Annotated in this window: 21 protein-coding genes; 7 read left to right on the top strand and 14 right to left on the bottom strand. The window is 69.6% G+C overall.

Annotated features, from left to right (window positions below):
• Positions 1 to 8 precede the first annotated feature (8 nt).
• From AC3RXZ_RS01305 to hrcA, 5 genes are read right to left on the bottom strand one after another with little or no spacing between them, the layout of a single operon-like run.
• Positions 9 to 1,034, bottom strand: a complete 1,026-nt coding sequence (locus AC3RXZ_RS01305) for a PhoH family protein (protein WP_491493486.1) — start codon at positions 1,032 to 1,034, stop codon at positions 9 to 11.
• Between the two features lie 46 nt (positions 1,035 to 1,080).
• Positions 1,081 to 1,428: an HIT domain-containing protein gene (locus tag AC3RXZ_RS01300; RefSeq protein ID WP_491492937.1), complete on the bottom strand. Its 348-nt coding sequence runs from the start codon at positions 1,426 to 1,428 to the stop codon at positions 1,081 to 1,083.
• Positions 1,429 to 1,479: 51 nt separating this feature from the next.
• Positions 1,480 to 2,208: a 16S rRNA (uracil(1498)-N(3))-methyltransferase gene (locus AC3RXZ_RS01295; protein ID WP_491492936.1), complete on the bottom strand. Its 729-nt coding sequence runs from the start codon at positions 2,206 to 2,208 to the stop codon at positions 1,480 to 1,482.
• A gap of 3 nt (positions 2,209 to 2,211) precedes the next feature.
• The gene (gene dnaJ, locus AC3RXZ_RS01290) at positions 2,212 to 3,321 is read right to left on the bottom strand and encodes a molecular chaperone DnaJ (RefSeq protein WP_243226190.1); all 1,110 of its coding nucleotides are present in this window, start codon (positions 3,319 to 3,321) and stop codon (positions 2,212 to 2,214) included.
• A 2-nt stretch (positions 3,322 to 3,323) separates the two neighbouring features.
• The gene (hrcA, locus tag AC3RXZ_RS01285) at positions 3,324 to 4,352 is read right to left on the bottom strand and encodes a heat-inducible transcriptional repressor HrcA (RefSeq protein WP_243225844.1); all 1,029 of its coding nucleotides are present in this window, start codon (positions 4,350 to 4,352) and stop codon (positions 3,324 to 3,326) included.
• A gap of 110 nt (positions 4,353 to 4,462) precedes the next feature.
• Here hrcA and AC3RXZ_RS01280 point away from each other — a divergent pair, with 110 nt between their 5' ends.
• Positions 4,463 to 5,878, top strand: a complete 1,416-nt coding sequence (locus AC3RXZ_RS01280) for a carboxylesterase/lipase family protein (RefSeq protein ID WP_491492935.1) — start codon at positions 4,463 to 4,465, stop codon at positions 5,876 to 5,878.
• Positions 5,879 to 5,898: 20 nt separating this feature from the next.
• Here AC3RXZ_RS01280 and hemW read toward each other — a convergent pair whose 3' ends face one another.
• Genes hemW through lepA form a run of 4 tightly spaced genes read right to left on the bottom strand, consistent with a single transcriptional unit; the run spans position 5,899 to position 10,134 of the window.
• Positions 5,899 to 7,116, bottom strand: a complete 1,218-nt coding sequence (hemW, locus tag AC3RXZ_RS01275; protein ID WP_491492934.1) for a radical SAM family heme chaperone HemW — start codon at positions 7,114 to 7,116, stop codon at positions 5,899 to 5,901.
• Entirely contained in the window at positions 7,116 to 7,769 is a 654-nt protein-coding gene (locus AC3RXZ_RS01270) for a DUF1990 domain-containing protein (protein WP_243225847.1), read from the bottom strand. Before AC3RXZ_RS01270 ends, hemW begins: the two co-directional genes overlap by 1 nt.
• A 10-nt stretch (positions 7,770 to 7,779) precedes the next feature.
• Complete coding sequence (locus tag AC3RXZ_RS01265) at positions 7,780 to 8,277, bottom strand: DUF1990 family protein (protein WP_491492933.1); 498 nt, start codon at positions 8,275 to 8,277, stop codon at positions 7,780 to 7,782.
• Positions 8,278 to 8,280: 3 nt separating this feature from the next.
• On the bottom strand, positions 8,281 to 10,134 hold the full coding sequence (gene lepA / locus AC3RXZ_RS01260) for a translation elongation factor 4 (RefSeq protein ID WP_243225849.1): 1,854 nt from the start codon (positions 10,132 to 10,134) through the stop codon (positions 8,281 to 8,283).
• A gap of 240 nt (positions 10,135 to 10,374) precedes the next feature.
• Between lepA and AC3RXZ_RS01255 the strand changes: the two genes are divergently transcribed.
• The 5 genes from AC3RXZ_RS01255 (at position 10,375) to AC3RXZ_RS01235 (ending at position 16,920) form a co-directional block, all read left to right on the top strand.
• A complete protein-coding gene (locus AC3RXZ_RS01255) occupies positions 10,375 to 11,358 on the top strand; it encodes an ABC transporter permease (RefSeq protein WP_491492932.1) in 984 nt (327 codons plus the stop codon).
• Between the two features lies 1 nt (position 11,359).
• Positions 11,360 to 12,277 carry an ABC transporter permease gene (locus AC3RXZ_RS01250; RefSeq protein ID WP_491492931.1) on the top strand — a complete coding sequence of 306 codons (918 nt, stop codon included), beginning with the start codon at positions 11,360 to 11,362 and terminating at the stop codon, positions 12,275 to 12,277.
• Positions 12,274 to 14,202 carry an ABC transporter ATP-binding protein gene (locus AC3RXZ_RS01245; protein ID WP_491492930.1) on the top strand — a complete coding sequence of 643 codons (1,929 nt, stop codon included), beginning with the start codon at positions 12,274 to 12,276 and terminating at the stop codon, positions 14,200 to 14,202. Before AC3RXZ_RS01250 ends, AC3RXZ_RS01245 begins: the two co-directional genes overlap by 4 nt.
• Positions 14,203 to 14,370: 168 nt before the next feature.
• Positions 14,371 to 16,083 (top strand): ABC transporter family substrate-binding protein, encoded by a 1,713-nt coding sequence (locus tag AC3RXZ_RS01240; RefSeq protein ID WP_243225853.1) that lies wholly within the window; start codon positions 14,371 to 14,373, stop codon positions 16,081 to 16,083.
• Between the two features lie 90 nt (positions 16,084 to 16,173).
• Positions 16,174 to 16,920 (top strand): alpha/beta fold hydrolase, encoded by a 747-nt coding sequence (locus AC3RXZ_RS01235; RefSeq protein ID WP_491492929.1) that lies wholly within the window; start codon positions 16,174 to 16,176, stop codon positions 16,918 to 16,920.
• On the opposite strand, the gene AC3RXZ_RS01230 is transcribed toward AC3RXZ_RS01235, so the two are convergent.
• Positions 16,847 to 18,124 carry an MFS transporter gene (locus AC3RXZ_RS01230; RefSeq protein WP_491492928.1) on the bottom strand — a complete coding sequence of 426 codons (1,278 nt, stop codon included), beginning with the start codon at positions 18,122 to 18,124 and terminating at the stop codon, positions 16,847 to 16,849. The genes AC3RXZ_RS01235 and AC3RXZ_RS01230 overlap by 74 nt on opposite strands.
• Before the next feature lie 200 nt (positions 18,125 to 18,324).
• Here AC3RXZ_RS01230 and rpsT point away from each other — a divergent pair, with 200 nt between their 5' ends.
• Positions 18,325 to 18,585, top strand: a complete 261-nt coding sequence (rpsT, locus tag AC3RXZ_RS01225; RefSeq protein WP_491492927.1) for a 30S ribosomal protein S20 — start codon at positions 18,325 to 18,327, stop codon at positions 18,583 to 18,585.
• A 64-nt stretch (positions 18,586 to 18,649) separates the two neighbouring features.
• On the opposite strand, the gene holA is transcribed toward rpsT, so the two are convergent.
• The 4 genes from holA to leuS all read right to left on the bottom strand — a co-directional run bounded on the left by holA (position 18,650) and on the right by leuS (position 25,322).
• Positions 18,650 to 19,681, bottom strand: a complete 1,032-nt coding sequence (gene holA / locus AC3RXZ_RS01220) for a DNA polymerase III subunit delta (RefSeq protein WP_491492926.1) — start codon at positions 19,679 to 19,681, stop codon at positions 18,650 to 18,652.
• A 9-nt stretch (positions 19,682 to 19,690) separates the two neighbouring features.
• Complete coding sequence (locus AC3RXZ_RS01215; protein ID WP_491492925.1) at positions 19,691 to 22,015, bottom strand: ComEC/Rec2 family competence protein; 2,325 nt, start codon at positions 22,013 to 22,015, stop codon at positions 19,691 to 19,693.
• On the bottom strand, positions 22,012 to 22,629 hold the full coding sequence (locus tag AC3RXZ_RS01210; protein WP_491492924.1) for a helix-hairpin-helix domain-containing protein: 618 nt from the start codon (positions 22,627 to 22,629) through the stop codon (positions 22,012 to 22,014). The genes AC3RXZ_RS01215 and AC3RXZ_RS01210 overlap by 4 nt, the downstream gene beginning before the upstream one ends.
• A gap of 122 nt (positions 22,630 to 22,751) precedes the next feature.
• Positions 22,752 to 25,322, bottom strand: coding sequence for a leucine--tRNA ligase (leuS, locus tag AC3RXZ_RS01205; protein WP_491492923.1), 2,571 nt, complete (start codon positions 25,320 to 25,322; stop codon positions 22,752 to 22,754).
• Positions 25,323 to 25,373 lie beyond the last annotated feature (51 nt).

The raw sequence follows: 25,373 nt of genomic DNA, 5'->3' as shown, positions 1-25,373 counted from the left end.
TCGCTCGATCAGGACAATCCTCGCTTGGGCATCCGATCACGAGGACCGGGACGCATACCCGCCCGACGCTCGGCGCGGTTGGCGAACTCGTGCGCCTGGTCCCGCTCGACCTTGGCCGCGGTCCGCTGCTCGTCATACTCGCTGTAGGCGTCGACGATGCGCCCGACCAGCGAGTGCCGTACCACGTCGTCGCTCGTGAGCCGCGAGAAGTGGATGTCGTCGATGTCCTTCAGCACCCGCGTGACCAGGCGGAGGCCGGAGGCCCCCTGCGGGAGGTCGACCTGGGTGATGTCGCCCGTGACGACCATCTTGGTCCCGAAGCCCAGGCGGGTCAGGAACATCTTCATCTGCTCCGGCGTGGTGTTCTGCGCCTCGTCGAGCACGACGAACGAGTCGTTCAGGGTGCGTCCGCGCATATAGGCCAGCGGCGCGACCTCGATCGTCCCCGTGGCCATGAGGCGCGGGACGATCTCGGGGTCCATCATCTCGTTGAGCGCGTCGTACAGCGGGCGCAGATACGGGTCGATCTTGTCTGTGAGCGTCCCGGGCAGGAATCCCAGGCGCTCCCCCGCCTCCACTGCCGGACGGGTCAGGATGATGCGGGTGACCTCCTTGCGCTGCAGCGCCTGGACGGCCTTGGCCATCGCGAGGTAGGTCTTGCCGGTGCCGGCGGGGCCGATTCCGAACACGATCGTGTTCTCCTCGATCGCGTCGACGTACTCCTTCTGGCCGAGCGTCTTGGGGCGGATCACCTTGCCGCGAGTGGACAGGATGGCCTCGCCGAGGACCTCGCTCGGGCGCGGACCGCCCTCCTGGCGCAGCATCCGCGCCGAGCTGGTGACGTCGCTGGGCGCGAGATCGTGACCTTCTCTGGTCATCGTGAGCAGTTCCTCCACGAGGGTCTTGGCCGCGGCGACGCGCGCAGGGTCGCCGGACAGGGTGATCTCATTTCCGCGCACGAGCACCTGCACGTCCGGATGCTCCTTCTCGAGCATCCGGAGCAGACGGTCCTGCGGACCGAGCAGCTGCACCATGGCGACGCCGTCCGCGTAGATGCGCTCGGTGGCGCCGGTGTGATCGTCAGAGGCCAACGAGGTCGCCCTCTTCGAGATCGCCGAGCACATGAGCGTGCACGTGGAAGACGGACTGGCCTGCGCGGGCGCCGTTGTTGAAGATCAGTCGGTATTCGCCATCGGAGTGCTCGTCGGCGAGCCGCTTCGCCGCGGCGACCATCTCGGCCAGCAGCCCAGGGTCCCCAGCCGCGAGTTCGGTCACGTCGCGGTACTGCTCGGTCTTGGGGATCACCAGGGCGTGCAGCGGCGCCTGCGGATTGATGTCGCGGATCGCGAACACCCGCTCGGTGTCGAGCAGGATCTCGCCGGGGATGTCCCCGGTGAGAATGCGCGTGAAGATCGAGGGCGACGTCATGTCTCCAGTCTATCCACGGTGCCGTCTCGGGGTCGGCGACCCTGTCGCCGGCTACCAGCGCCCGAGCGCGGCCGACAGGACGGCGATGGCCGCAGGACCTGCGGTCGAGGTGCGCAGCACGGTGTCGCCGAGACGCACGCGCTCGGCTCCGGCTTCGTCGAGCCGTTCGAGCTCCTCGGCGGTGATCCCGCCCTCCGGCCCGACGACCAGCACGAGATCGCGCCCGTCGGGCTCCACGGCCGACAACCGGCGCTCCGCCGCCGGATCGAGCACGAACACCCGCTGATCCTGCGCGCGCCGGGTCAGCTGAGCCGTGGAGGTCACCGCGGCGACGTCGGGGATCCATGCCCGGTGCGCCTGCTTCGCCGCCTCGCGCACGATCGACGCCCAGCGCTCTCGGCCCTTGACGGCCTTCTGCCCCTCCCAGCGGGAGACGCTGCGCGCCGCCTGCCAGGGGACGATCTCGTCGACACCGAGCTCGCACGACGCCTGCACGGCCAGTTCGTCGCGGTCGCCCTTCGCCAGAGCCTGCACCAGGACCAGGCGAGGCGCGGGTGCCTCGACGACATCACGCCGCGTCACTTCGACGTCGACCCGCGTCGCCGCGACATCGACGGCCCTGCCCTCGAGCCAGACCCCCGCCCCGTCGCCGATCGTGATCGTCTCGCCGACGCGGACGCGTCGCACCACCGCGGCGTGCTTCGCCTCAGCGCCCGTGAGCGAGACGACGTCGCCCGCGACGGCGTCCGTCGCGGATTCGACGACGAAGTGCAGCGCCATCGGTCAGTGCCCGCGGAACCGGTCGCGCAGCTTCGAGAACAGTCCCTGTTGGAACTGCGCCAGTTGCGGAGCCGGTGCCTTGGCCTTCTTGGCGAAGTCCTCGATCAGACGACGCTGGGCGGAATCGAGCTTGGTCGGCGTCAGCACCTGAACGCCGACCCGGAGGTCGCCCCGCTGCGTGCCTCGCAGCGGGGTGATCCCGCGCCCCTTGATCGTCAGGACGTCCCCGGACTGCACACCAGGGCGGATCTCCAGCTCGACCGGACCGTCGAGGCCCTCGATGGTCGTCTCCGTGCCGAGAATCGCGTCGGTCATCGCGACCTCGAGCGTCGCCAGCAGGTCGTCGCCCTCCCGGCTGAACGTGGGATGGGTGGCGACGGTGACCTCGACGTACAGGTCGCCGTTCGGACCGCCCGCGCGGCCGACCTCGCCCGAGCCGGGAAGCTGCAGCCGCAACCCCGTCTCGACACCGGCCGGGATGTCGAGCGACACGGTGCGACGCGAGCGTACACGGCCCTGACCCGCGCACGTCGCGCACGGGTAGGGGATCGTCGTGCCGTATCCCTCGCACGTGCCGCACGGCTGCGAGGTGACGACGTTGCCGAGCAGGCTGCGCACCTGCCGCTGCACGTGCCCGGTTCCGCCGCAGATGTCGCAGGTGACGGGAGACGTGCCCTCCTGGCAGCACGACCCCTGGCACGTCTCGCACAGCACCGCGGTGTCGACCTCGATGTCCCGGTGGACGCCGAAGACGACGTCGCCGAGATCGAGCGTGACGCGCACGAGCGCGTCCTGTCCGCGCTCGCGGCGCGACCGCGGGCGGGCGCCGCGCCCGCCGCCCGCGGCGCCGAAGAACGTCTCGAAGATGTCGCCGAAGCCGCCGAACCCGCCGCCGAAACCGCCGTTCTCGTCGCCGCCCATGTCATAGCGTCGACGCGAATCCTCGTCGCTGAGCACGTCATAGGCGTGCGTCACGAGCTTGAAGCGCTCAGCCGCGTCCTCACCAGGATTCACATCCGGGTGCAGCTGACGCGCCAGGCGCCGATAGGCCTTCTTGATCTCATCCTGGGACGCGTCTCGCGCCACCCCGAGGACCTCGTAGTGGTCCGCCACAGTCACCTCTCGTCTTCGTCCAGCAGCCGGGACAGGTAGCGGGCCACCGCCCGCGCCGCCGCCAGATTGCTCGGGTAGTCCATCCGGGTGGGGCCCATCACGCCGACCCGCGCCATGCCGCCCGGGGCGGCGTAGTTGCTCGCGACGATCGACGCCTCACCCAGCCCGAACGGCTCGTTCTCGGTGCCGATGCTGGCCGCCAGGCCCTGCTCGTCGGTCACCATCTCACTCATCAGCCGCAGCAGCGTCACCTGCTCCTCGATGGCCTCGAGAAGCGGATGGATGCTGCCGCGGAAGTCCTGCTCCCGCCGCGCCAGGGTCGCGGCTCCGGCCATGACGAGCTTCTCCTGACGGAACTCGTCCAGCTCCTCCGCGATGGCGCCCGCCAGAACGCGCTGCGCGACGTCCGAGCGCCCGGATCTGCCGGGTTCCGCGAGGGCTCCGACGAGCTCCCGCGCTTCGCTCACGGCGCGCCCCGTGATCGTCGCGGACAGCCGCGCGCGCAGCACCGCGACGTCGGCCTCGTCGAGATCCACCGGCAGCACCGCGATCCGCTGCGACACGCCTCCCGCGTCCGTGACGAGCACGACGAGCAGCCGGTTGGGTGCGAGGGCCACGAGCTCGAGATGCGTGAGGTGGGCGCGTGCGAAGGAGGGATACTGCGCGAGGGCGACCTGGCCGGTGAGCTGCGTGAGCACGCGGACCGTGCGTGCCATGAGGTCGTCGAGGTCGGCAGGGTCGGCGAGGAAGGTCTCGATCGCGCTGCGCTGCGCGGTCGAGAGCGGACGCAGCTGCGCCAGGTGATTGACGAAGACCCGGTAGCCCTTGTCCGTGGGCACGCGACCGGACGAGGTGTGCGGAGCCGTGATGAGCTCCTCGTCCTCTAGCAGCGCCATGTCGTTGCGGATCGTCGCGGCGGAGACCCCGAACGAGTAGCGGTCCACGATCGACTTGCTGCCGACGGGCTCGTGGGTCGCGACGTAGTCCTGCACGATGGCTCGCAGGACCTGGAGTCCGCGCTCGGTGACCATGTCCGCTCTCCCTCCCGCTGGCACTCGATGCTTCCGAGTGCCAATTCTACCCGCCGACGGGCTCCGCGCGTCCACGGCGCGCGTGAGGCGCCCCCGTACGATGAGGGAGCATGGGCCAGGAACCGCGCGTCTCGATCTCCACCGGCGTCCTGCAGGGCACGACCGCGGACGGCATCCGGCGCTTCCTCGGCATCCCCTACGCGGCACCGCCGTTCGGGGAGAACCGGTTCCGCGAGCCGCAGCCGCCGGCTCCGTGGGACGGTGTGCGCGACGCGACGGCGTTCGGTCCGACGGCGCCCCAGCTCCCCTATCCGGGCGCGATCGGCGAGCTCCTCGGTTCGGTCCGCATCCCCGGCGAGGACATCCTCACCGTCAACGTGTGGGCGCCGGAGGGCGCCGACGGCGCGCCCGTCGTGCTGTGGATCCACGGCGGCGCCCTGGAGCGCGGGACCGCCGCCCTGCCGGCTTACGACGGCACGTCCTTCGCGCGGGCCGGGATCGTCTTCGCGTCCATCGGCTACCGCCTGGGGTCCGAGGGGTTCTCGGTACTGGACGGCGCCCCGCGCAATCTCGGCCTTCGCGACGCGGCCGCAGGGCTGGAATGGGTGCACCGCGAGATCCCCGCGTTCGGCGGCGACCCGCACCGGATCACCGTGATGGGCGAATCCGCGGGAGGCGGCCTCACCGCCGCCCTGCTCGCGAGAGACGACTCCCGCGCGCTGATCGCCCGCGCCATCATCCAGTCCGGTCCTCTCCAGGCGCAGCCGGAGGCGAAGGCCGCCCGCGTCACGACGCAGCTCGCGAAGCGCCTGGACGTGCCCGCTGAACGCAGCGCGTTCGCCGCACTCCCTCCGGACGAGCTGCTTCAGGCGCGGAGGGCCCAGGCCACCGGAAGCTCGCCCCTGGGCGGAGCTCCGGGATTTCAGCTCGCGATCGACCCGGATTCCCTTCCGCGATCGCCGCACGAGGCGCTGCGCTCCCTCACGACGCCGCTGCTGATCGGCACCAACACCGACGAGTACCGGCTCTGGTTCCCGCCCGAAGCGCTGGCGGGGATCAGCCGCGCGAAACTGTTCGCCGCGCGCCTCGCGCTGCGCATCCCCGGTCGCGCGGAGCGCGCGTACCGCGCGGCCTGGCCCGGTGCCGGCACGGGCGAGATCTTCGGCCAGCTCGCCACCGACGTCATGCTGCGCGCCCCGGCCACACGGGTCGCAGCGGACAAGCCCTCTCCGACCTTCGTCTACGAGTTCGCGTGGCAGAGCCCGGTCCGCGACCTGCGCGCCGCGCACGCGCTCGAGCTCGGCTTCGTGTTCGACACGCTGGCGGATGCCGAGTCGCAGCGCCTCGCGGGACCGGATGCTCCGCAGCTGCTCGCCGAGAGGATGAACGCCGACTGGGTGCGGTTCATCTCCACCGGGGACCCCGGATGGCCCGCCTTCGAGGCGCGGCGCATCACGCGGGTGTACGACGAGCAGGTGGAGGATCTGCCGCAGCGCCGGACGAGGGGATTGGATCTGCTCCCCTGACGATCGGCCCCCGGCGGCGCTCAGTCGGTCAGTGCGCGCACCACGGCATCCGCCAGCAATCGACCCTGCAGGGTCAGCTGCACGCGGCCCCGGATCGCCGCGGCCGGCTCCACGAGCCCGTCGGCGATGAGCTCGGCGACACGCGTGCGATTCGCTTCGGGCAGGTCGTCCACCGGGATGCCTTCACGGATGCGGCTGAGCAGCAGCACGCGCTCCAGCATCCGCGACGACTCGTCCGGACGCTCCGTGCCCGCCGCCGGCGACTCCGCGGCGGCGAGCCGCTGCGCATACGCCGCCGGATGCTTGACGTTCCACCACCGCAGGCCCGCGATGTGACTGTGCGCCCCTGGACCGAAGCCCCACCAGTCCGTTCCGCGCCAGTAGGCCAGGTTGTGCCGCGACCGCTGGTCCGCCGTGCGCGACCAGTTGCTCACCTCGTACCAGTCGAAGCCGGCACCGGCGAGGCGGGTGTCCGCGAGCTCGTACATGTCCGCCTGAAGATCGTCCGACGGCGCGGGGACCTCGCCTCGACGGATCTGCCTCGCCAGCTTCGTGCCGTCCTCGATGATGAGCGCGTAGGCGGAGACGTGGTCGGGATCCAGCGCCAGCGCCGCGTCCAGAGACGCCTCCCAGTCGGTCAGCGACTCCCCCGGCGCGCCGTAGATGAGATCGACGCTGACCGCGAGCCCGGCGTCGCGAGCGGCCGAGACCGCCGTGCGCACGTTGTCCGGATCATGCGTGCGGTCAAGGGCTGCCAACACATGCGGCACGGCGGACTGCATGCCGATGGACAGCCGCGTGACGCCTGCCGAGGCGAGCGTGCGCGCCACCTCCGGAGTGACCGTGTCGGGATTCGCCTCGACCGTCACCTCGGCGCCGTCCCGCAGGCCGAAGGCCTCAGTGGCGGCGCCGAGCATGCGCGCCAGATCGCCGGCCGGAAGCAGCGTCGGCGTCCCGCCGCCGAAGAACACGGTGTCCATCGGACGCAGCGCTCCGGCATCCGAGAGCACGCGGCGGGCGAGGTCGATCTCGCCGATCAGCGTCGCCGCGTAGTCCTCCTGCTTCGCACCCCGCAGCTCCCCGGACGTGTAGGTGTTGAAGTCACAGTAGCCGCAGCGCACCCGGCAGAACGGGATGTGCAGGTACGCCGAGAACGGGACGGACGGATCGATCGGCAGGTCCGCGGGCAGGCGCCCGTCCACCGGGGCGGGATCCCCGATCGGAAGCGGTCCGGCCATCAGAGCGGCGTCGCGTACAGCGGCGAGATCGCGCGCAGGTAGCGGGCGAACAGCTCGCGACGGCGCCGCTTGACCAGCGCGGGCAGCGTCCGGTACAGGACGGCGTTCGGGGCGTCGAACGCCCGCACCGTGAACCACACCTCGTCGTTGTCCTCGCGCCACTCGATGTCGAACGACTCCTCGCCGCTGACGACCGAGCCGCCGACCGTCCCGAGCACGAAGCCGATCCGACGCGCCTCTTCGGTGACGGAGATGACGCGCAGTTCGGCATCCGCGCGCATGCCCCCGACGCGACCGCGCAGATGAAGGGTCATGCCCGCCCCCGCGTACGGCAGCCCCTCGGAGTCGAAGCGCTGCTCGACCTCGCGCTTGCTGGGCGCGATCGCGTTGCCCTCGGCATCGAAGCTGACCCCGGCATACGACGGACCCGACGCGGGGCGCACATCCTCGACCGAGAGACCTGCGGCGCGCTGAGCAGTCCAGGAGAGCAGGGAGTCGCCCGCTGTGCGGAAACGCTCCGCCCCGCTGCCGATGCGCCAGGCGTCCTCCGCCGGAATGCTGCGCTCCGGCGGATACTGCATGAGGTCGGGCGCATGCGTCGCCCCCACGGCCGCATAGTCCACCGTGTCGTCTCGGAAGGTACCGCGCCGCATGGGGTCCAGCCTACCCATCCTGCCTGAGAGGGCCCTGGCGACCCACGCAGTCGCGGACGATCCGGATGTACCGGCGGTGCGTCGCGAGCTGCAGCATCCGCAGGACGGGCGACACGATCCACCAGAGCGCTGTCGCAGGGCGGGACAGCGATCGGGCGACGAAGAGGCCGTCCTCTCCGAGGCGGAACGACTCCTCGCCGTGCAGCGGGTGCCCCGGTCTCGTCTCATAGCCGAATCCGGTCGGATCCGCCCAGACGATGCGGATCGGCTCGACGAAGCGGACGCCGAGGATCCGCTTCGCGAGGGTACCCTCTACCCCCGGCTCCGGCGCGCCGGAAGGCGTCTCGAAGCCCGCGCGGCGTTTGAACTCCCACCCGCCGATGAGGTCGAGGACTCTCGCTCGCGCCGAGACCGGAACGCGCACGGAGCGCTCCTCGACGCGGTACCCGGACGGCGCAGCAGGAACGGATTCCCGGGTGATGCCTCGCGAGTACGGCGGGTGCGGCATCCGCTACTTCTTGTCCTTGCCCTCGACGTCCCCGCTCAGGGCGGCGATGAACGCCTCCTGCGGGACCTCGACGCGGCCGACCATCTTCATGCGCTTCTTGCCCTCCTTCTGCTTCTCGAGCAGCTTGCGCTTGCGCGTGATGTCACCGCCGTAGCACTTGGCGAGCACGTCCTTGCGGATCGCGCGGATGGTCTCGCGCGCGATGATGCGCGCCCCGATCGCGGCCTGGATCGGCACCTCGAACTGCTGACGCGGGATGAGCTTGCGCAGCCGCTCGGCCATCATCGTGCCGTAGGCGTACGCCTTGTCGCGGTGCACGATCGAGCTGAACGCGTCGACCTTCTCGCCCTGCAGGAGGATGTCGACCTTCACGAGGTCCGCCTCCTGCTGGCCAGACGGCTCGTAGTCCAGCGAGGCATAGCCCTGCGTCTTCGACTTCAGCTGGTCGAAGAAGTCGAAGACGATCTCACCGAGCGGCATGTTGTAGCGCAGCTCGACGCGCTCCTCGGAGAAGTACTCCATCCCGAGCAGTGACCCACGGCGGGACTGGCAGAGCTCCATCACGGTGCCCACGTAGTCCTTCGGCAGCAGGATCGCGGCCTTCACCATCGGCTCCGAGACCGAGCCGATGCGCCCGTCCGGGTATTCGCTCGGGTTGGTCACGATGACGGTCTCGCCGGTGTCGCTGGTGAGCACCTCGTAGATGACGCTGGGCGCAGTCGTGATCAGGTCGAGGCCGAACTCCCGCGAGAGCCGCTCGGTGATGATCTCCAGGTGCAGCAGCCCGAGGAATCCGCAGCGGAAGCCGAAGCCGAGGGCGACGGAGGTCTCCGGCTCGTACTGCAGCGAGGCATCCGACAGCTTCAGTTTGTCCAGCGCCTCGCGCAGCTCCGCGTAGTCGCTGCCGTCGATCGGATAGATGCCCGAGAACACCATGGGCTTCGGGTCCGTGTAGCCGGCGAGCGGTTCGGACGCCGGCTTGCGCGCCGTCGTGACGGTGTCGCCGACCTTGGACTGGCGGACGTCCTTCACCCCGGTGATGAGATAGCCCACCTCGCCGACCCCGAGCCCCTTGGACGGGATCGGCTCGGGGCTGGAGACGCCGATCTCCAGCAGCTCGTGATGCGCGCCCGTCGACATCATCTGGATGCGCTCTCGCGGGCTCAGCTTGCCGTCGACCATCCGGACGTACGTGACGACGCCGCGGTAGGCGTCGTAGACCGAGTCGAAGATCATGGCCCTGGCGGGGGCCTCGGCATCGCCGACCGGGGCGGGGATCTCCTGCACGAGCCGGTCGAGCAGGTCCTCGACGCCTGCACCCGTCTTGCCGGAGACACGCAGCACGTCGTCCGGGTCTCCGCCGATCAGTGAGGCGAGCTCCTTCGCGTACTTGTCGGGGTCGGCGGCGGGAAGGTCGATCTTGTTCAGGACCGGGATGATGTGGAGGTCGTTCTCCAGCGCCAGGTACAGATTGGCGAGCGTCTGCGCCTCGATGCCCTGCGCGGCGTCGACGAGCAGGATCGCCCCCTCGCAGGCGGCCAGCGACCGGGACACCTCATAGGTGAAGTCCACGTGGCCGGGGGTGTCGATCATGTTCAGCGCGAAGGTCTCCGACCCCAGCTGCCACGGCATCCGCACGGCCTGGCTCTTGATCGTGATGCCGCGCTCGCGCTCGATGTCCATGCGGTCCAGGTACTGGGCGCGCATGTCGCGCTCGGCGACGACTCCGGTGATCTGGAGCATCCGGTCGGCGAGCGTCGACTTGCCGTGATCGATGTGGGCGATGATGCAGAAGTTCCGGATCTGCGCGGGCGGCGTCGCGGCAGGCGAGAGCGGAGTGAGAGCGCGTGGTGACATGTCTCGACGATTCTACGGTCAGGAGCCCCTAATCCCCGATTCCCCGAAACCAGTGATAGTCTCGCGAAGTTGCCCTGTTCGTCTCAGTGACACTGAGTCCCACGGGCGATACGACTCCGTAACAGACCTCGTGGCGGTGTTGCATCGCGCAAGACTGCGGATGGTGCTTGAATATCATCCCGACCCAGCGTTGCGTCGGAAGATCCCGCGCGCGGCTGTAATAGAGAAAGACTCGACACCTTGATCAAGTATCTCCTGCGCCGAATCCTGGGCTGGCTGCTCATGATCGTGGTCGCGACCAACCTGACCTATTTCCTGGCCTGGGCGTACCTCGATCCGCGAAGCAACTACGTCGGGCGGCGTCCACCGGCGACGGAGGAGCAGATCTACAACTCGCTCTATCCGCGCAACCTCAGCGACGAGATGCCGCTGTACGAGCGCTGGTGGAACTGGTTCTCGGGCATCATCTTCCGCTGGGACTGGGGCGAGAGCCCGGTCGGGCAGTCCGTCAACGGTCAGCTGTCCTACCGCGTCTGGGTCAGCGGGCAGCTCGTGCTCGGCGCGATCCTCATCATGACGATCCTGGGCATCGCCCTCGGCGTCTACACCGCGTCCCGCCAGTACAAGCTCGCCGACCGAATCGGACAGGCGACCTCGATCATCACCCTGAACATCCCCGTCGTCGTCGCGGCGCTCGCTCTCGTGCTGCTGGCGATCAGCTTCAACCGCTGGGTCGGCACGACGGTGTTCTACGTCACCGGCTCCTCATCATCGGGGGTGACCGGGTTCTTCCCGGTGATCATAGACAGCTTGCAACATATGATCCTGCCGGTCGCGGCGCTCGTGATCACCGGCTACGCCTCGATCCACTTCCTGCAGCGCTCCCTCCTGCTCGACAACATCAAGGCCGACTACGTCCGCACCGCGCGCGCCAAGGGCCTCACGAAGGCGCAGGCCGTCCGCAAGCACGCGCTGCGCACCTCGCTGATCCCCGTGACCACGCAGGTCGCGTTCATGATCCCCGCGGCCTTCACCGGCGCGATCCTGACGGAGTCGATCTTCGCGTGGAAGGGCATGGGGCAGTACTTCATGCAGACGCTGTCCACCAACGACATCCACGGCACCGTGGCGATCGCCGCCTTCGGAGCCCTGATGACGGCCATCGGCGCCATGCTCGCCGACATCGCCGTCGTGATCCTCGATCCTCGAGTGCGGGTGAGCTGACATGACCACGGAGATCATCAACGACACGGTCGAAGAGACGACCATCCGCCGGACGCCGCGCAAGCGGATGTCCAAGATGGAGCTCTACACCAAGCGGTTCCTGCGCAACAAGCCCGCCGTCGGTGGCATCATCGTGTTCGCCGTCCTGGTGGTGTTCGCGATCGTCGGCCCCCTCATCGCGCAGTGGGACCACATCGAGAGCGACTTCCTCAACATCACCACCCCGCCGTCCTCCGAGCACTGGTTCGGCACGAACGGCGCGGGCAACGACACGTTCGCCCAGGTCGCGGTCGGCCTGCAGCGCTCGCTCATGATCGCGCTCACGGTGTCGATCGGGACGGTCGTGCTGTCCGCGGTCGTCGGCGCGGCGGCGGCGTACTTCGGTGGTTTCGTCGAGCGGGCCACCCTGCTGGTCATCCACTTCCTCATGGTGGTGCCGACGTTCCTCCTGCTGGCGATGATCTCCAACAGCGCCGGCGGCGACTGGCGGGTCATCTCGGTCATCATGATCCTCACGGGCTGGTTCTTCCCGGCCCGCGTGATCTGGACGCTGTCGCTCTCCCTGCGCGAGCGGGAGTACATCCACGCCGCGCGGTACGCCGGCATCGGCGGAATGAAGATCGTGCTGCGGCACATGCTGCCCAACATCGGCTCGCTGCTCGTGGTGAACTTCACCCTCGGCCTCGTGACCGCGGTCATGACCGAGACCGGCCTGTCGTTCCTCGGCTTCGGCGTGAAGGCGCCGGACGTGTCGCTGGGATCGCTGATCGGCTCCGGCGCGGGCACGATCACGAGCGCCCCCTGGCTGTTCTACTTCCCCGCCGCGGCCCTGACGCTGCTGACCGTCTCGATGGCGCTCATCGCCGACGGCCTGCGCGACGCCCTCGATCCCACCTCGGCGGCAGGAGGCCGCGCATGAGCACTGTTCTCTCCGTCCGCGACCTCACCGTCAGCTTCCCCTCCGAGGCGGGGCGCGTCGACGCCGTCCGCGGCGTCTCCTTCGACCTCGAAGCGGGAAAGACCCTCAGCATCGTCGGCGAGTCCGGCTCCGGGAAGTCCGTCACGTCGCTCGCGATCATGGGCCTGCTCGACGAGAACGCCCGGGTCGGCGGCTCGATCATCTTCGACGGCCAGGAGCTGATCGGCCAGAGCGACAAGCAGCTGTCCGCGATCCGCGGCAACGGCCTGTCCATGGTCTTCCAGGATCCCCTGACCTCGCTCACGCCGGTGTTCACGATCGGCGATCAGCTGATCGAGGCGCTCACGGTTCACCGCAACCTGTCGAAGAAGGAGGCGTGGGACCGCTCGCTCGAGCTGCTGCGCCTGGTCGGCATCACGCAGCCCGAGAAGCGCATGAAGGCCTTCCCCCACGAGTTCTCCGGCGGTATGCGTCAGCGCGTCGTCATCGCCATCGCGATGGCGAACAACCCGAAGCTGATCATCGCGGACGAGCCGACCACGGCGCTCGACGTCACCATCCAGGCGCAGATCCTGGACCTGATCGGCAAGGCGCAGCAGGAGACGGGCGCTGCCGTCATCATGATCACCCACGACATGGGAGTCGTCGCCCGCACGGCCGACGACGTCATGGTCATGTACGCCGGCAAGCCGGTCGAGCACGCTCCGGTGGGCGAGCTGTTCCATCGCACGCGGATGCCCTACTCCATCGGCCTGCTCGGCGCGATCCCCCGGGTCGACAAGGCCGAGAAGGAGCCGCTGACCCCGATCAAGGGCAATCCCCCGCTCCTGATCAACCTGCCGGACGCCTGCCCGTTCGCCGACCGCTGCCCGATCGCGATCGACGCGTGCCGCGACGGCGAACCCCCGCTGCTCGACGTGTCCGCCGAGCCCGGCGTCCGTCACGAGGCCGCGTGCATCCGCGCGCACGAGATCGACGACGACGGGATGCTGGGCGGCCTGCCCGTCTACCCGGTGCGCGAGATCCCCGAGAGCGACCTGACCCGCACTCCCCGCGAGCAGCGCCCGATCACGCTCGACGTGAAGAACATGACCAAGACCTTCCCGCTCATGAAGGGCGCGCTCTTCAAGCGCAAGGTCGGCGAGGTCCACGCGGTCAAGGGCATCAGCTTCGACGTCCGCGAGGGCGAGACGATGGCGATCGTCGGCGAATCCGGCAGCGGCAAGACGACGACCCTGCTGCAGATCATGGATCTGATCAAGCAGCAGGACGGCGACATCGTGATCAACGGCACGAGCGTCAACGACATCACGAGCCGCAAGATCGAGCGCCGCGTCCGACGCGACATCCAGATCGTCTTCCAGGACCCGATGGGCGCCCTGGACCCGCGCATGACGGTGGCGGACGTGATCGCCGAGCCGTTGCTCGCGATCGGGACGCCCAAGGACGAGGCGCACGCCCGCGTGGACGAACTGATGGACCTCGTCGGTCTCGACCCCACGCACAGCGACCGCTTCCCGCAGGCCTTCTCCGGCGGTCAGCGGCAGCGCATCGGCATCGCCCGCGCGCTGTCGACCAACCCGAAGATCGTGGTGCTCGACGAGCCGGTGTCGGCCCTGGACGTCTCGATCCAGGCCGGCGTGATCAACCTGCTCGACGATCTGAAGGTGAAGCTCGGGCTGTCGTACCTGTTCGTCGCCCACGACCTGTCGGTCGTCCGCCACATCGCCGACCGTGTCGCGGTGATGTACCTCGGCGACTTCGTCGAGCACGGGGACGTCGACGAGGTGTTCGACAACCCTCAGCACCCCTACACGAAGGCCCTGCTGTCGGCCATCCCGGTGCCGGATCCGGACATCGAGCGCACGCGTCAGAGGCTCGTCTTCAACCCGGAGACGATGCAGACCGAGGCCGCCACGGTCTGAGTCCGGAACGCGTTTTCCTCCATCGGACGGTGCCCGATTGTTACCAGCCGGTAACGGTCGGTCACCGTCCGATAACAGTTAGGCGGGATTCACTTTCGCGGCGCCCCTTTTGTGCGACCGGCGAACTATTCTCGCCTTTATGACACGCCGAAAGGCGAAAGGAGCACCATGAAGCAGCACAAGCTGATGGGGGCGATCGCGTTCAGCGGAGCCCTCGCACTCGCATTGGCCGGGTGTGCGTCCGACTCCGGCAACAACGGCGGAGAAGGCGAAGGCGACGGAGCCAGCACCGTCACGGGCGCGGACTACAACCCCCAGCCCCGCGAGAACCTGCAGGAGGGTGGCGAGGTCATCTTCCCGATCAGCGACATCCCCACGCAGCTGAACGCGTTCCACGGCGACGGCTCGTCGAACACCGCGCGCATCGCGGCCTGGTACATGCCGCAGGTCATGCTGCAGGACGTCGACGGTACGCCGTACAAGAACGACGCCTACCTCGACGAGTGGAAGATCGAGGAGGTCGACGGCAACACGCAGATCACCTTCACGTTCACGGAAGAGGCGCACTGGAACGACGGCACCGACATGGACTGGAAGTCCATCGAGGCCACGTGGCTCGCCAACCGCTCCTACGACGAGGGCTTCACCCCGAACGCGACCGACGGATACAAGTCCATCACCTCGGTCGAGCAGGGCGACACCCCGAAGACCGCCATCGTGACATTCGACGGCATCTTCGCGTGGCCCGAGATGCCGTTCCTCACCGGAATCGTGCACCCGGCGCTGGCGGACCCGGCCGTCTTCAACGAGGCGTTCATCGACAACCTGAACCCGCAGTACGGTGCCGGTCCCTACACGGTCACCGACTTCGACCTCAACGGCGGCGAGGTCACTCTCGAGCCGAACCCGGAGTGGTGGGGCAACGCGCCGCTGCTCGACAAGGTGACGTGGCGTCAGCTCGACACCACGGCCGCGATCAACGCCTTCAAGAACGGTGAGATCGACCAGGTCGAGACCCAGAGCGCCGACTCGCTCGCGCAGGTCGCCGACATGGAGGGCGTCGTCACGTACCGCGCGCAGTCGACCGCGACCGCGCTGCTCGAGGTCGACTCCGAGAAGCCCAACCTCTCGGACGTCAAGGTCCGCGAGGCGCTGTTCACCGCGCTGAACCGCGAGCAGGTCAAGGAGGTCGTCTGGAACGGCCTCGACTACACCGAGGAGCCCGCAGGCTCGCTCACTCTGTTCTCGTTCCAGCCCGGCTACGTGGACGCTCTCGCTGAGACCGGCCGTGAGGACGGCAACGTCGAGAAGGCCAAGGAGCTGCTCGACGAGGCCGGCTGGGTCGAGGGCGAGGACGGCGTGCGCGAGAAGGACGGCGAGAAGCTCACCGTCGTCTTCCCTGTGCACGGCGACAGCGCCACGGTCGAGAACCGCGGCAAGGTCATCCAGCAGCAGCTCAACGAGGTCGGCTTCGACGTCCAGCTGGAGATCCGCCCGTCGGCCGACTTCTCGGACGACTACACCTCGAAGAACTGGGACATGATGTTCCTGGCCTTCACCTCCTCCGACCCGTTCGGTGCGGCCTGGTTCTGCCAGCTGTACTGCTCGGACAGCGGTCTGAACCTGTCGGGCACCGGCACCCCGGAGATGGATGAGCGCATCCACTCCGAGGTCGAGTCGCTGCCGACGGCCGAGGAGCAGACGGCTGCCGCGATGGAGCTCGAGACCGAGATCTTCCAGTCGTGGGGCATCATCCCGATGTACAACGGTCCGTTCATCGTGACCGCCAAGGAGGGTCTGGCCAACCTGACCCCCGAGAGCTACGTCGGCCTCGACCTGTTCGGCGTGCTGCCGGTCGAGAACGTGGGCTGGGAGAAGTAAGCACTTCTTCTGCACCTGTGAGAGCGGGGTCGGTGGTTCGCCACCGGCCCCGCTTCCGCTTTTCCGCGAGGGCGTGCCTATGCTGGCACCGTGAAGCCCCGCGTCGTCCTCGTCCACGGCATCCGCACGTCGCGCACGATGTGGCGCGGGCAGCTCGCGCACCTCGCCTCCCGCCGGGTCGAGGCCGAGGCCGTGGATCTGCCCGGGCACGGAACGCGCATCGACGAGCCGTTCACGCTGACCGAGGCCTTCGCCACGATCGACCGCGCTGTGCGGACGGCCGCCGCGGACGCGCCCGTCCTGCTGGTCGGGCACTCGATGGGCGGGCTGCTCTCGGTCGCGTACGCCGGCCAGGAGGATCCTCCGCCTGTGGCGGGTCTCATCGGGGCCTCCTGCACCGCACTCCCCCGCGGCGCCGCCCTCGCCGCCTACCGGTTCCTCGCCCAGCGCTTCGACGCGCTTCCCGATCGCGGCCTGTGGCTGAGCGGACGTGTGCTCGCGGCGACCCTGCCGCTGGACACGCGTGCAGATTTCGAGGCCGGCGGCTATGCGCTGGACGCGCAGGACATCGCCCTGGGCAGCCTCTCAGCGCTGGATCTCGCCGCGGCGCTCCCCCGCATCCGCATCCCGCTGTGGTGGATCAACGGTCAGTTCGATCAGCTGCGGGTGCACGAACGGCTGTTCCAGCGCCTGACGCCGCAGTCCGAGCTCGTCGTCGTGCCGCGGACCTCGCACCTCGTGACCGCGATGCGTCCGCGCGTGTTCAACGCGCTGCTGGACCTGGCGACAGCGACGCTCGAACGGGACGCGCAGCCGGCGTCAGGACCGCCCCGATGACCGACAGGATGCCGGCGACGAGGAACAGCAGCCAGAACGCTCCGACGAGGGCGACGAGCCCCGCGCCGATCAGCGGCCCCAGCAGCTGACCGAGGTTCGCGGACACGTTCACCACACCGAGATCGCGTGCGCTGTCGCGATCGTCCGGCAGCAGGTCGGTGGCCAGCGCCAGGCTGACGGCCATGTACGCGCCGTAGCCGACGCCCATGAAGGCCGCCGCGACCGCGGTGCCGACCAGGGTCGGCATGATCAGGATCAGCGCTGCCGACAGCGCCTGCACGAGTCCCGCGACGACAACGATCACTCGTCGCCGACCCGTGCGGTCGGAGATCGCGCCGGCGACGAGGGAGGCCGCCACGACGAAGACCGTGTAGACGACGATGAGCAGCAGCAGGTCGTCCTCCGCGGTCTCGGCGGGAGAGCCGATGCCGTACAGCAGGAAGAACAGCAGGAGCGCCGTCCCGAGGGCGTTGCCGATGTTCACCGTCAGGCGCCCGATCAGCAGGAGCGAGAAGTCGCGTCGGCGCAGCACGCCCCAGCGGTCCCTCCCCGCGGCGTGCGTCGCGGCGGCGTCCGCCAGGGCAGACCGGGAGGCGGGCGGGTCCGGCAGCAGGACGGCCGCCGCGATGCCGACGACGAGGATGAAGCCGGCGAGCACGAGGTAGCTCTCGGCGATGCCGAGACCGAGCAGCACGACGGCGCCGACGCCGACGACGATGCCGACCGCCTGCGCCGAACTGACGACGGCGGAGGCGGTCCCACGCTGCTGTTCGACCTGGTCGGCGATCAGCGCCGTCAATGCGGCCGACACCACGGCGATGCCGACGGACACGCCGATCCACGCCGGGCCGACCGCCGGCGGCCCGTCTGCGGCCCCGGTGAGGACGAGGGATCCCGCGGTCAGGACTGATCCCCCGATCGTCCACGGGCGACGCCGGCCCCAACGTGAGGACGTGCGATCGGACAGCATCCCGGCCACGGGCCCGGCGATCACACCGGCGAGACCGCCGACGGAGAGGACGAGGCCCGACCAGACGACGCCGCCGATCCAGTCCCGGCTTCCGCCCGGCGTGTCGAGCTGCAGCGGAAGCAGCAGCTGCACCGGAGTCAGCTGGACCGTCCACACGGCCAGCCACGCGAGCGCGAACATCGTGAGCCAGCGGCCGCCGACGCGTAGGCCCCGGCCGGATGAGGCGTCCGTCATCGGCGGCTCCTTCGGGTCGATAGCGCTCAGCATGCCCTATCCGGCGCGTCCAGCACCAGCATTGCGCAAGGCTTCGCCGTGGACCTGGTAAGCTTGGTTCTTGGCTTGCGTGTGGGTGAACCCCTCACGATCGCCGGACGGCAGCCCCTCTACTGCTCCCGGCACATCCCAATCCCATCCCTGAACGAAAGCTTCCACGCGTGGCAAACATCAAGTCGCAGATCAAGCGCATCAAGACCAACGAGAAGGCGACGGCTCGCAACAAGGCCGTCAAGTCCGAGCTCAAGACCCTCGTCCGCCAGACCCGCGAGGCCGTCGCCGCCGGCGACAAGGCCGCTGCGCAGGCCGCGCTGAAGAAGGCGACCACGAAGCTCGACAAGGCCGTCAGCAAGGGCGTCATCCACGAGAACCAGGCGGCGAACCGCAAGTCGGCCATCGCCAAGCAGGTCGCCGCTCTCTGAGCCGCGCTTCCGCTTCTGAAAGCCCGTCCCGTACCGGGGCGGGCTTTCCTCGTCTGCGAACTCGCTAGTCCGCGAACGGAGCCCGCGTCGCGATGACCGTGACCATGCGCTCGAGAGCGAAGATCGGGTCGCGCGCTGCGCCCTTCACCTCGGCGTCCGCCCGGGCCGTCGCCTGGATCGCCAGCCCCAGGGTCCGCTCGTTCCACCCGGAGAGGTCCCGTCGGGCTCGATCGATCTGCCAATCCTTCATGCCCAGGCGGGACGCGATCTCCCGGCTCGATCCGCGGATGCCGGCGACCCTGGCCATGGTGCGCAGCTTCATCGCGAACGCCGCGACCATCGGCACGGGATCGGCGCCGGAGGCCAGCGCATGCCGGAGCGCGACCAGCGCCTCGCCGTAGCGGCCGGCGATCGCCGTGTCGGCGACGACGAACGCCGACACCTCGACCCGACCGCCGTAGTAGCGGGTGACGACGTCCTCGGTGATGTCCCCGTCGACGTCGTTGATGAGCTGCTGACAGGCTGCGGCCAGTTCGGTGAGGTCGTCGGCGAACGCCGAAACCAGCGCCCGCAGCGCCTGCGGCTGGATGCGCTTGCCGGCCGCCTTGAACTCCCCCGCCGCGAAGTCGAACCGGTCGGAGTCCCGCTTGACCGCCGGGCACGCGATCTCGATGCCACCCCCGGTTCCCGCGCGCAACGCGTCCAGCAGCTTCTTGCCCCGAACGCTCGCCCCGCTGTGCCGCAGGACGACGGTGGCGCCTTCCTGCGGGTTGTCGAGGTACGAGACGGCCTCCTGGAGGAACGCGTCCGAGCACTTCTCCACGCCGGAGACGCGCACCAGGCGCGGCTCGCCGAACAGCGACGGCGAAGTGAGGGCCAGCAGCGTGCCGGCTGCGTAGTCGTCGGCCCGGACGTCGCTGACCTCGAGTGCCGGATCCTCCGCGCGCAGATAGTCGCGGATGCCGGCGATCGCTCGCTCGGCGCAGACCTCCTCGGGGCCGGACACCAGCACCACCGGTGCGGGACGCGGGTCTCGCCAGGAAACCTGCGGGATCTTCGGCGCCGCCTTGCGTGCGGGGGTGCGAGCAGCTGCCATGCAGCCAGCCTACCCGGGGTCGCCGACACCGATCCCGGATCCGACATCGGCGGACCGCTCGGTCCAGACGACCAGCTCCTCGTCTCGCGTCCCCAGCAGGACGCGTCCCTGCCGGTCGGTGCGGACGGACACGGCGCCCGTCGCAGCCAGGAGGTCCAATGTCTCCTGTCGCGGGTGGCCGTAGTCGTTGTCGGCTCCCGAGCTGAAGATCGCGACGGACGGCTCCAGCATCGCATAGAGCTCCGTGTCCTGATCCGCGCTGCCGTGGTGGGCGACCTTGACCACGGTGTACGGCGGGTCGAGCATCCCGGATGCCGCGAGCAGCCGCTGCGGAGTCGCGGACAGGTCGCCGAGGAACAGGCTGCGCGGCACGTCGTGACCTGCGATCTCCCACACGACGCTCGCGTCGTTCCCCGCCGGAAAGGCCGCCTGCCCTCCGCGGGGCCAGAGAACCCTCCACTGTGCATCGCCGAGTGAGCCGCGCTGTCCGGCGGCGGCCTCGACGAGTTCGGCGCCGGCGGCCTCGAACCGGGCGAGCAGCTGATCGTCGGCCTGCTCGCCGACCGGACCGTGCAGAACGGTCGAAACCCGCTCGATCAGAGCCCGCGCACCACCGGCGTGGTCCAGGTCGAAGTGCGTGAGCACGAGGAGATCGATGCGGTCGACACCGAGCGCCCCCAGACAGCGGGTGAGCGGGTCGGGCTCGGGACCGGTGTCGATCAGGGCGATCCGACCCTCGGAGCGCACCACGAGCGCATCCCCCTGCCCCACATCGCACGCCGCGATCGACCATCCGGCCGGGGTCTGCACGGCGGCGAGGGGTCCGTCCAGCGCCACGCGCGCGCCGCCCAGCGCCAGGACGAGCGCCAGGACACCGCCCGCTGCGCGTCGCAGGAGCCGCGGAGGGGATGCGCCCGTGCGGCGCCGCCAGAGCACGACGGCGACGGCCGCGCTCACGACGAGAACGAGCAGAGCCGTGAACACTCCGGGCACCACGAGCACCTCCGCGCCGGGCAGCGCAGCTGTGGTGGTCGCGGTCGCGGCGATCCAGGCGGCGGGGAGCCAGGCGGATGCCGCGAGCAGGTCCGCCAGCGCCGGCAGCGGCGCGGCCAGGCAGGCGAGCAGCCCGATGACGGTGGCGATGGGAGCAGCCGGAGCGGCGACCATGTTCGCGACGATCCCGACGAGCGACTGCTGTTCGGCGAACAGCGCGATGATCGGACCGCAGGCCAACTGGGCGGCCACCGGGATCGCGAGGGCCAGCGCGAGCGGATGCGGCAGCCACCGCTCGAGGCCGCGTGCGAGGGGCGGAGCCAGCAGGATCAGAGCGGCCGTGGCCGCCGCGGACAGTGCGAATCCGGGCGTCGCGGAGAGCCACGGATCGGCGATCAGGATGCCGGTCACCGCGAGGCACAGCACGCTCACCCCGGCGCTCGGGTGGCCGAGCACCACCGTGAGCATGGCCAGGCCCGCCATGGTCGCCGCACGGATCACACTGGGTTCGGGTGTCACCAGCACGACGAACGCCCCGAGCGCGGAGAGCGCCACGACGACGCGCAGCAGACGACCGCCACCGCACAGCGCCACGACGAAGAAGGCCGCCCCGACCACGATGGCGCAGTTGGCGCCGGAGACCGCGGTGAGGTGCGACAGCCCGCTCGTGAGCATCGCCGCATCGAGCTCCGGCGCCACGGCGCGCGTGTCCCCGACCGCGAGTCCGGGCAGGAGCCCCGCTCCCGGCTCGGGCAGTCGGACGGCACGCTCGACGAAGTCCGCACGCGTCGCGGCGGCGACCGCGAAGACGCCCGCGGCCGGTGTCACCACCTCGGCGGAACTCGCGAAGACGACGAGAACCGCCCTCTCCGCGGCATCCGTCGCCATCGCCTCACCGACGATGCGCACCCGAGCCCCGAGATCGGCGCCGTCCAGCCCGTCAACACCGATCCGGACGGGTACCGACGTCGTTTCCGGCGCGTCCGGCGGACCGATCAGCACGGTCTGCGAATCGAACCAGAGCCGTCCGTCGGCGCCCGTCGACGAGGACGAGCTGATGTCGGCCACGACCGCGACGACGCGTCCGTCCAGCTCCTGAACCGCCTCCCGGGACGGCGTCGCCAGAGCGCAGGACAGGGCGACCGCCGCCCCGACCGCGCACACGAGCGCCGCCAGAGGCGCCCAGCGGGCACCCCGCGAACCCGCCAGAACGAGCAGGATCGAGCCGACCGCCGCGGCAGCGCACCACGGCCAGGCGGCGCCGGGCAGGAAGGCACAGCACAGCGCGGTCGCCCACGCCGCAAGGGCGATCGGGACCAGCCGCAGGTCCCGGCCGGTCATACCCGCACCTTGTCACGCAGCCCGGCGAGGAGCTTCTCCCCGATGCCCGGCACGGCGAGGAGATCGTCCACGGAGGCGAAGCGGCCGTTCTCGTCGCGCCACTGGATGATGCGCTCCGCGAGGGCCGGTCCGATCCTCGGCAGGGTCTCCAGCGCGGTCTGATCGGCCGTGTTGAGATCGATCAGGGCGCCGGTGCCGTTGCCGTTGCCGTTGCCGGCGGGCGGCGAGGTCTCCCCCGCCGCGCCGATCCGAGGGACGAGGATCTGCTCTCCGTCCGCGAGCAGTCGCGCGAGGTTCACGGCGCCCAGATCTGCGTCATCCGTCGTCCCGCCCGCTGCGGCGAGGGCGTCGGCCACCCTGGCGCCCTGCTCCAGCACGTACAGCCCCGGATGCGCGACCTCACCCAGCACGTGCACGTACACCTCGCCGGGTGCGACGGTCGCGTGCCCGGCGTCCGCGACATCGATCACCTGCGAGGGTGCAGCCTGCCCTCGGAGGATGCCGAGGCCCACGGCGCCGGAGACCACGACGAGTCCGAGCACCACGGCCGCACCGACGCCGAGGCGTCCTCGCGCCGGACGGCGCGCCGGTGGCGGTTCGGATTCCTCGGGCACGCCGCCACGCTACGCACGCGCGAGCGGGCAGGGACCGCCCTCAGCCGGCACCCGGGGAGAACCCGGGCGTCGGTGTCCCCGGTGCAGGACGAGTGCCGCCGGCGCACCCGCGGCAGGTTCGCTCAGCCCTTGACGACGATGCTGACGATCTTCGGAGCCCGCACGACGACCTTCACGATCTCCTTGTCGCCGATCGCGCGGATCACGCGCTCATCCGCGCGCGCGAGCGCCTCGAGCTCCTCGGCACCGATCTTGGCCGACACCTCGAGCTGCGCACGGACCTTTCCGCCGACCTGCACCACCGCGGTGATCGTGTCCTCCACGAGCAGCGCCGGGTCCGCCGAACGCCACGGAACGAGCCCGACGGAGGGCTCGTGCCCGAGCAGCTCCCACATCTCCTCCGCCGTGTGCGGGGCGATGAGGTCGAGCATGACGGCGATGGTCTCCGCCGCTTCGCGCACGGCCGGGTCCGCGGCACCGCCGCCGGAGTCGATCGTCTTGCGCGTGAGGTTCACGAGCTCCATCAGCCGCGCGACGAGGACGTTGAACTTGGTCTGCTCCACCAACGCGGGCGCATCCGCCAGCAGACGGTGCGTGCCGCGGCGGAGCGCGCCGTCGCCGCCGGCGAAGATCACGTCGACCGGGCTCTCGACCTCGTGCGCGATGCGCAGCGCACGCGCCAGGAACTTCTGAGCGCCGGTCGTGGAGACATCCGCCCAGTCCTTGTCGTCCTCGACGGGTCCGGCGAACGCCAGACCGACACGCAGCGCGTCGGCGCCGTGCGCGTCCAGCTCCTCCTGGAACAGGACGAGGTTGCCCTTCGACTTCGACATCTTCGCGCCGTCGAGGATCACCATGCCCTGATTGATGAGGCTCGAGAACGGCTCGGTGAAGTCGATCAGGCCCATGTCGAACAGCACCTTCGTGATGAAGCGTGCATACAGCAGGTGCAGGATCGCGTGCTCCACGCCCCCGATGTAGCTGTCCACCGGCGCCCAGCGGTCGGCCTCGGCGGGCTCGAAGGCGACCTCATCGTTTCCCGGAGACAGGAAGCGGAGGAAGTACCAGGAGCTGTCGACGAACGTGTCCATGGTGTCGGGATCGCGCAGCACCGGGTCGCCCGTCGCCGGGTCGGTCGTGCGCACCCAGCTCTCCGCGGCGCCCAGAGGCGACGCGCCCTTGGGCGACAGATCCAGCCCCTCGACGCTGGGCAGGCGCACGGGCAGCTGGTCCTCGGGGACCGGGATGATGCGCCCGTCCTCGGCGTGCAGCATGGGGATCGGCGTCCCCCAGAAGCGCTGACGCGAGATCAGCCAGTCGCGCAGGCGATAGTTCTTCGCCGCACGGCCGGTGCCGGCAGCCTCGAGCTTCTCGATCGTCCGCGCGATCGCGTTCCGCTTGGACAGGCCGTTCAGCTCACCCGAGTTGATCAGGCGGCCCTCGCCGGTCAGTGCTGTGCCCGTGACCGAAGGGTGCTGTTCGTCGAGGCTCGGCAGGGTGTCGATCGGGACGCCGTCCTCGTCGACCTCGATCACAGGCATGGCACCGGTCACCGGTGCGGTCGTGTCCACGACGACCTTGACCGGCAGATCGAAAGCGCGGGCGAAGTCCAGGTCTCGCTGATCGTGCGCGGGAACAGCCATGACCGCGCCGTGGCCGTAGTCGGCGAGCACGTAGTCCGCTGCCCAGATCGGCAGCTTCTCGCCGTTGACGGGGTTGATCGCGTAGCGCTCCAGGAAAACGCCGGTCTTGGGGCGGTCCGTGGACTGACGGTCGATGTCGGTGGTCTTCTGCACCTCGGCCAGGTAGTCGGCGAAGCGCTGACGCACGTCGGCCGGTGCCTCCGCGGCGATCTCGGACGCGAGGTCCGAATCGGGCGCCACGACGAAGAAGGTCGCTCCGTGCAGCGTGTCGGGGCGCGTCGAGAACACCGTCACCGGTTCGGAGCGTCCTTCGATGACGAAGTCGATGTCTGCGCCGACGGATCGGCCGATCCAGTTGCGCTGCATCTGCAGCACCTTGTGCGGCCAGAAGCCCTCGAGCTGGTTGAGGTCGTCCAGCAGACGGTCGGCGTAGTCGGTGATCTTGAAGTACCACTGCGTGAGCTTCTTCTTCACGACCTCGGCGCCGCAGCGCTCGCAGCGCCCGTCGACGACCTGTTCGTTCGCGAGCACGGTCTGATCGTTCGGGCACCAGTTCACCGGGCTCTTCTTGCGATACGCGAGTCCCCGCTCGTGCATCTTCAGGAACAGCCACTGGTTCCAGCGGTAGTAGTCCGGGTCGGAGGTGTGCAGCACCCGCGACCAGTCGAACGAGACGCCGTACTGCTCGAAGCCGGCCTTCTGCTGCGCGATGTTCTTGTAGGTCCATTCGCGGGGATCGGCTCCGCGACGGATGGCGGCGTTCTCGGCGGGCAGCCCGAAGGAGTCCCACCCGATCGGGTTCAGGACGTTGTGCCCGCGGTGACGCCAGAAGCGCGCGACGATGTCGGAGTAGAGGTAGTTCTCGGCGTGACCCATGTGCAGGTCGCCGGAGGGGTACGGGAACATCGCCAGCACGTACTTGCGCGGACGCGTGTCGTCGCGGTCGCCGGCGAGGAACGTCTGGTTCTCGGCCCAGTACTTCTGCCACTTCGCCTGGAGGGCGTGCGGCGAGGGCAGAGCGGATGCTTCTTCAAACGTGTTCTCGGACAAGAGCGAACGGCCAATCTGGAAAGCAGGGAGCGCGGAATCGCGAAGTTCCAG

It is taken from the genome of Microbacterium cucumeris, assembly GCF_058349845.2.
Note: the sequence above shows the minus strand (reverse complement) of the source record. Positions and strands in the feature narration are given on the sequence as shown.

What these genes read in the sequence shown, in the direction of transcription:
- hemW (WP_491492934.1), bottom strand. Translation starts at nt 7,116, where the DNA reads ATGGCCGGACCGCTTCCGATCGGGGATCCCGCCCCGGTGGACGGGCGC.
- lepA (WP_243225849.1), bottom strand. Translation starts at nt 10,134, where the DNA reads ATGTCACCACGCGCTCTCACTCCGCTCTCGCCTGCCGCGACGCCGCCC.
- hrcA (WP_243225844.1), bottom strand. Translation starts at nt 4,352, where the DNA reads ATGGTCACCGAGCGCGGACTCCAGGTCCTGCGAGCCATCGTGCAGGAC.
- AC3RXZ_RS01265 (WP_491492933.1), bottom strand. Translation starts at nt 8,277, where the DNA reads ATGCCGCACCCGCCGTACTCGCGAGGCATCACCCGGGAATCCGTTCCT.
- AC3RXZ_RS01305 (WP_491493486.1), bottom strand. Translation starts at nt 1,034, where the DNA reads ATGGTGCAGCTGCTCGGTCCGCAGGACCGTCTGCTCCGGATGCTCGAG.
- AC3RXZ_RS01215 (WP_491492925.1), bottom strand. Translation starts at nt 22,015, where the DNA reads ATGACCGGCCGGGACCTGCGGCTGGTCCCGATCGCCCTTGCGGCGTGG.
- AC3RXZ_RS01250 (WP_491492931.1), top strand. Translation starts at nt 11,360, where the DNA reads ATGACCACGGAGATCATCAACGACACGGTCGAAGAGACGACCATCCGC.
- holA (WP_491492926.1), bottom strand. Translation starts at nt 19,681, where the DNA reads ATGGCAGCTGCTCGCACCCCCGCACGCAAGGCGGCGCCGAAGATCCCG.
- AC3RXZ_RS01240 (WP_243225853.1), top strand. Translation starts at nt 14,371, where the DNA reads ATGAAGCAGCACAAGCTGATGGGGGCGATCGCGTTCAGCGGAGCCCTC.
- AC3RXZ_RS01230 (WP_491492928.1), bottom strand. Translation starts at nt 18,124, where the DNA reads ATGACGGACGCCTCATCCGGCCGGGGCCTACGCGTCGGCGGCCGCTGG.
- AC3RXZ_RS01295 (WP_491492936.1), bottom strand. Translation starts at nt 2,208, where the DNA reads ATGGCGCTGCACTTCGTCGTCGAATCCGCGACGGACGCCGTCGCGGGC.
- AC3RXZ_RS01300 (WP_491492937.1), bottom strand. Translation starts at nt 1,428, where the DNA reads ATGACGTCGCCCTCGATCTTCACGCGCATTCTCACCGGGGACATCCCC.
- AC3RXZ_RS01280 (WP_491492935.1), top strand. Translation starts at nt 4,463, where the DNA reads ATGGGCCAGGAACCGCGCGTCTCGATCTCCACCGGCGTCCTGCAGGGC.
- AC3RXZ_RS01245 (WP_491492930.1), top strand. Translation starts at nt 12,274, where the DNA reads ATGAGCACTGTTCTCTCCGTCCGCGACCTCACCGTCAGCTTCCCCTCC.
- AC3RXZ_RS01270 (WP_243225847.1), bottom strand. Translation starts at nt 7,769, where the DNA reads ATGCGGCGCGGTACCTTCCGAGACGACACGGTGGACTATGCGGCCGTG.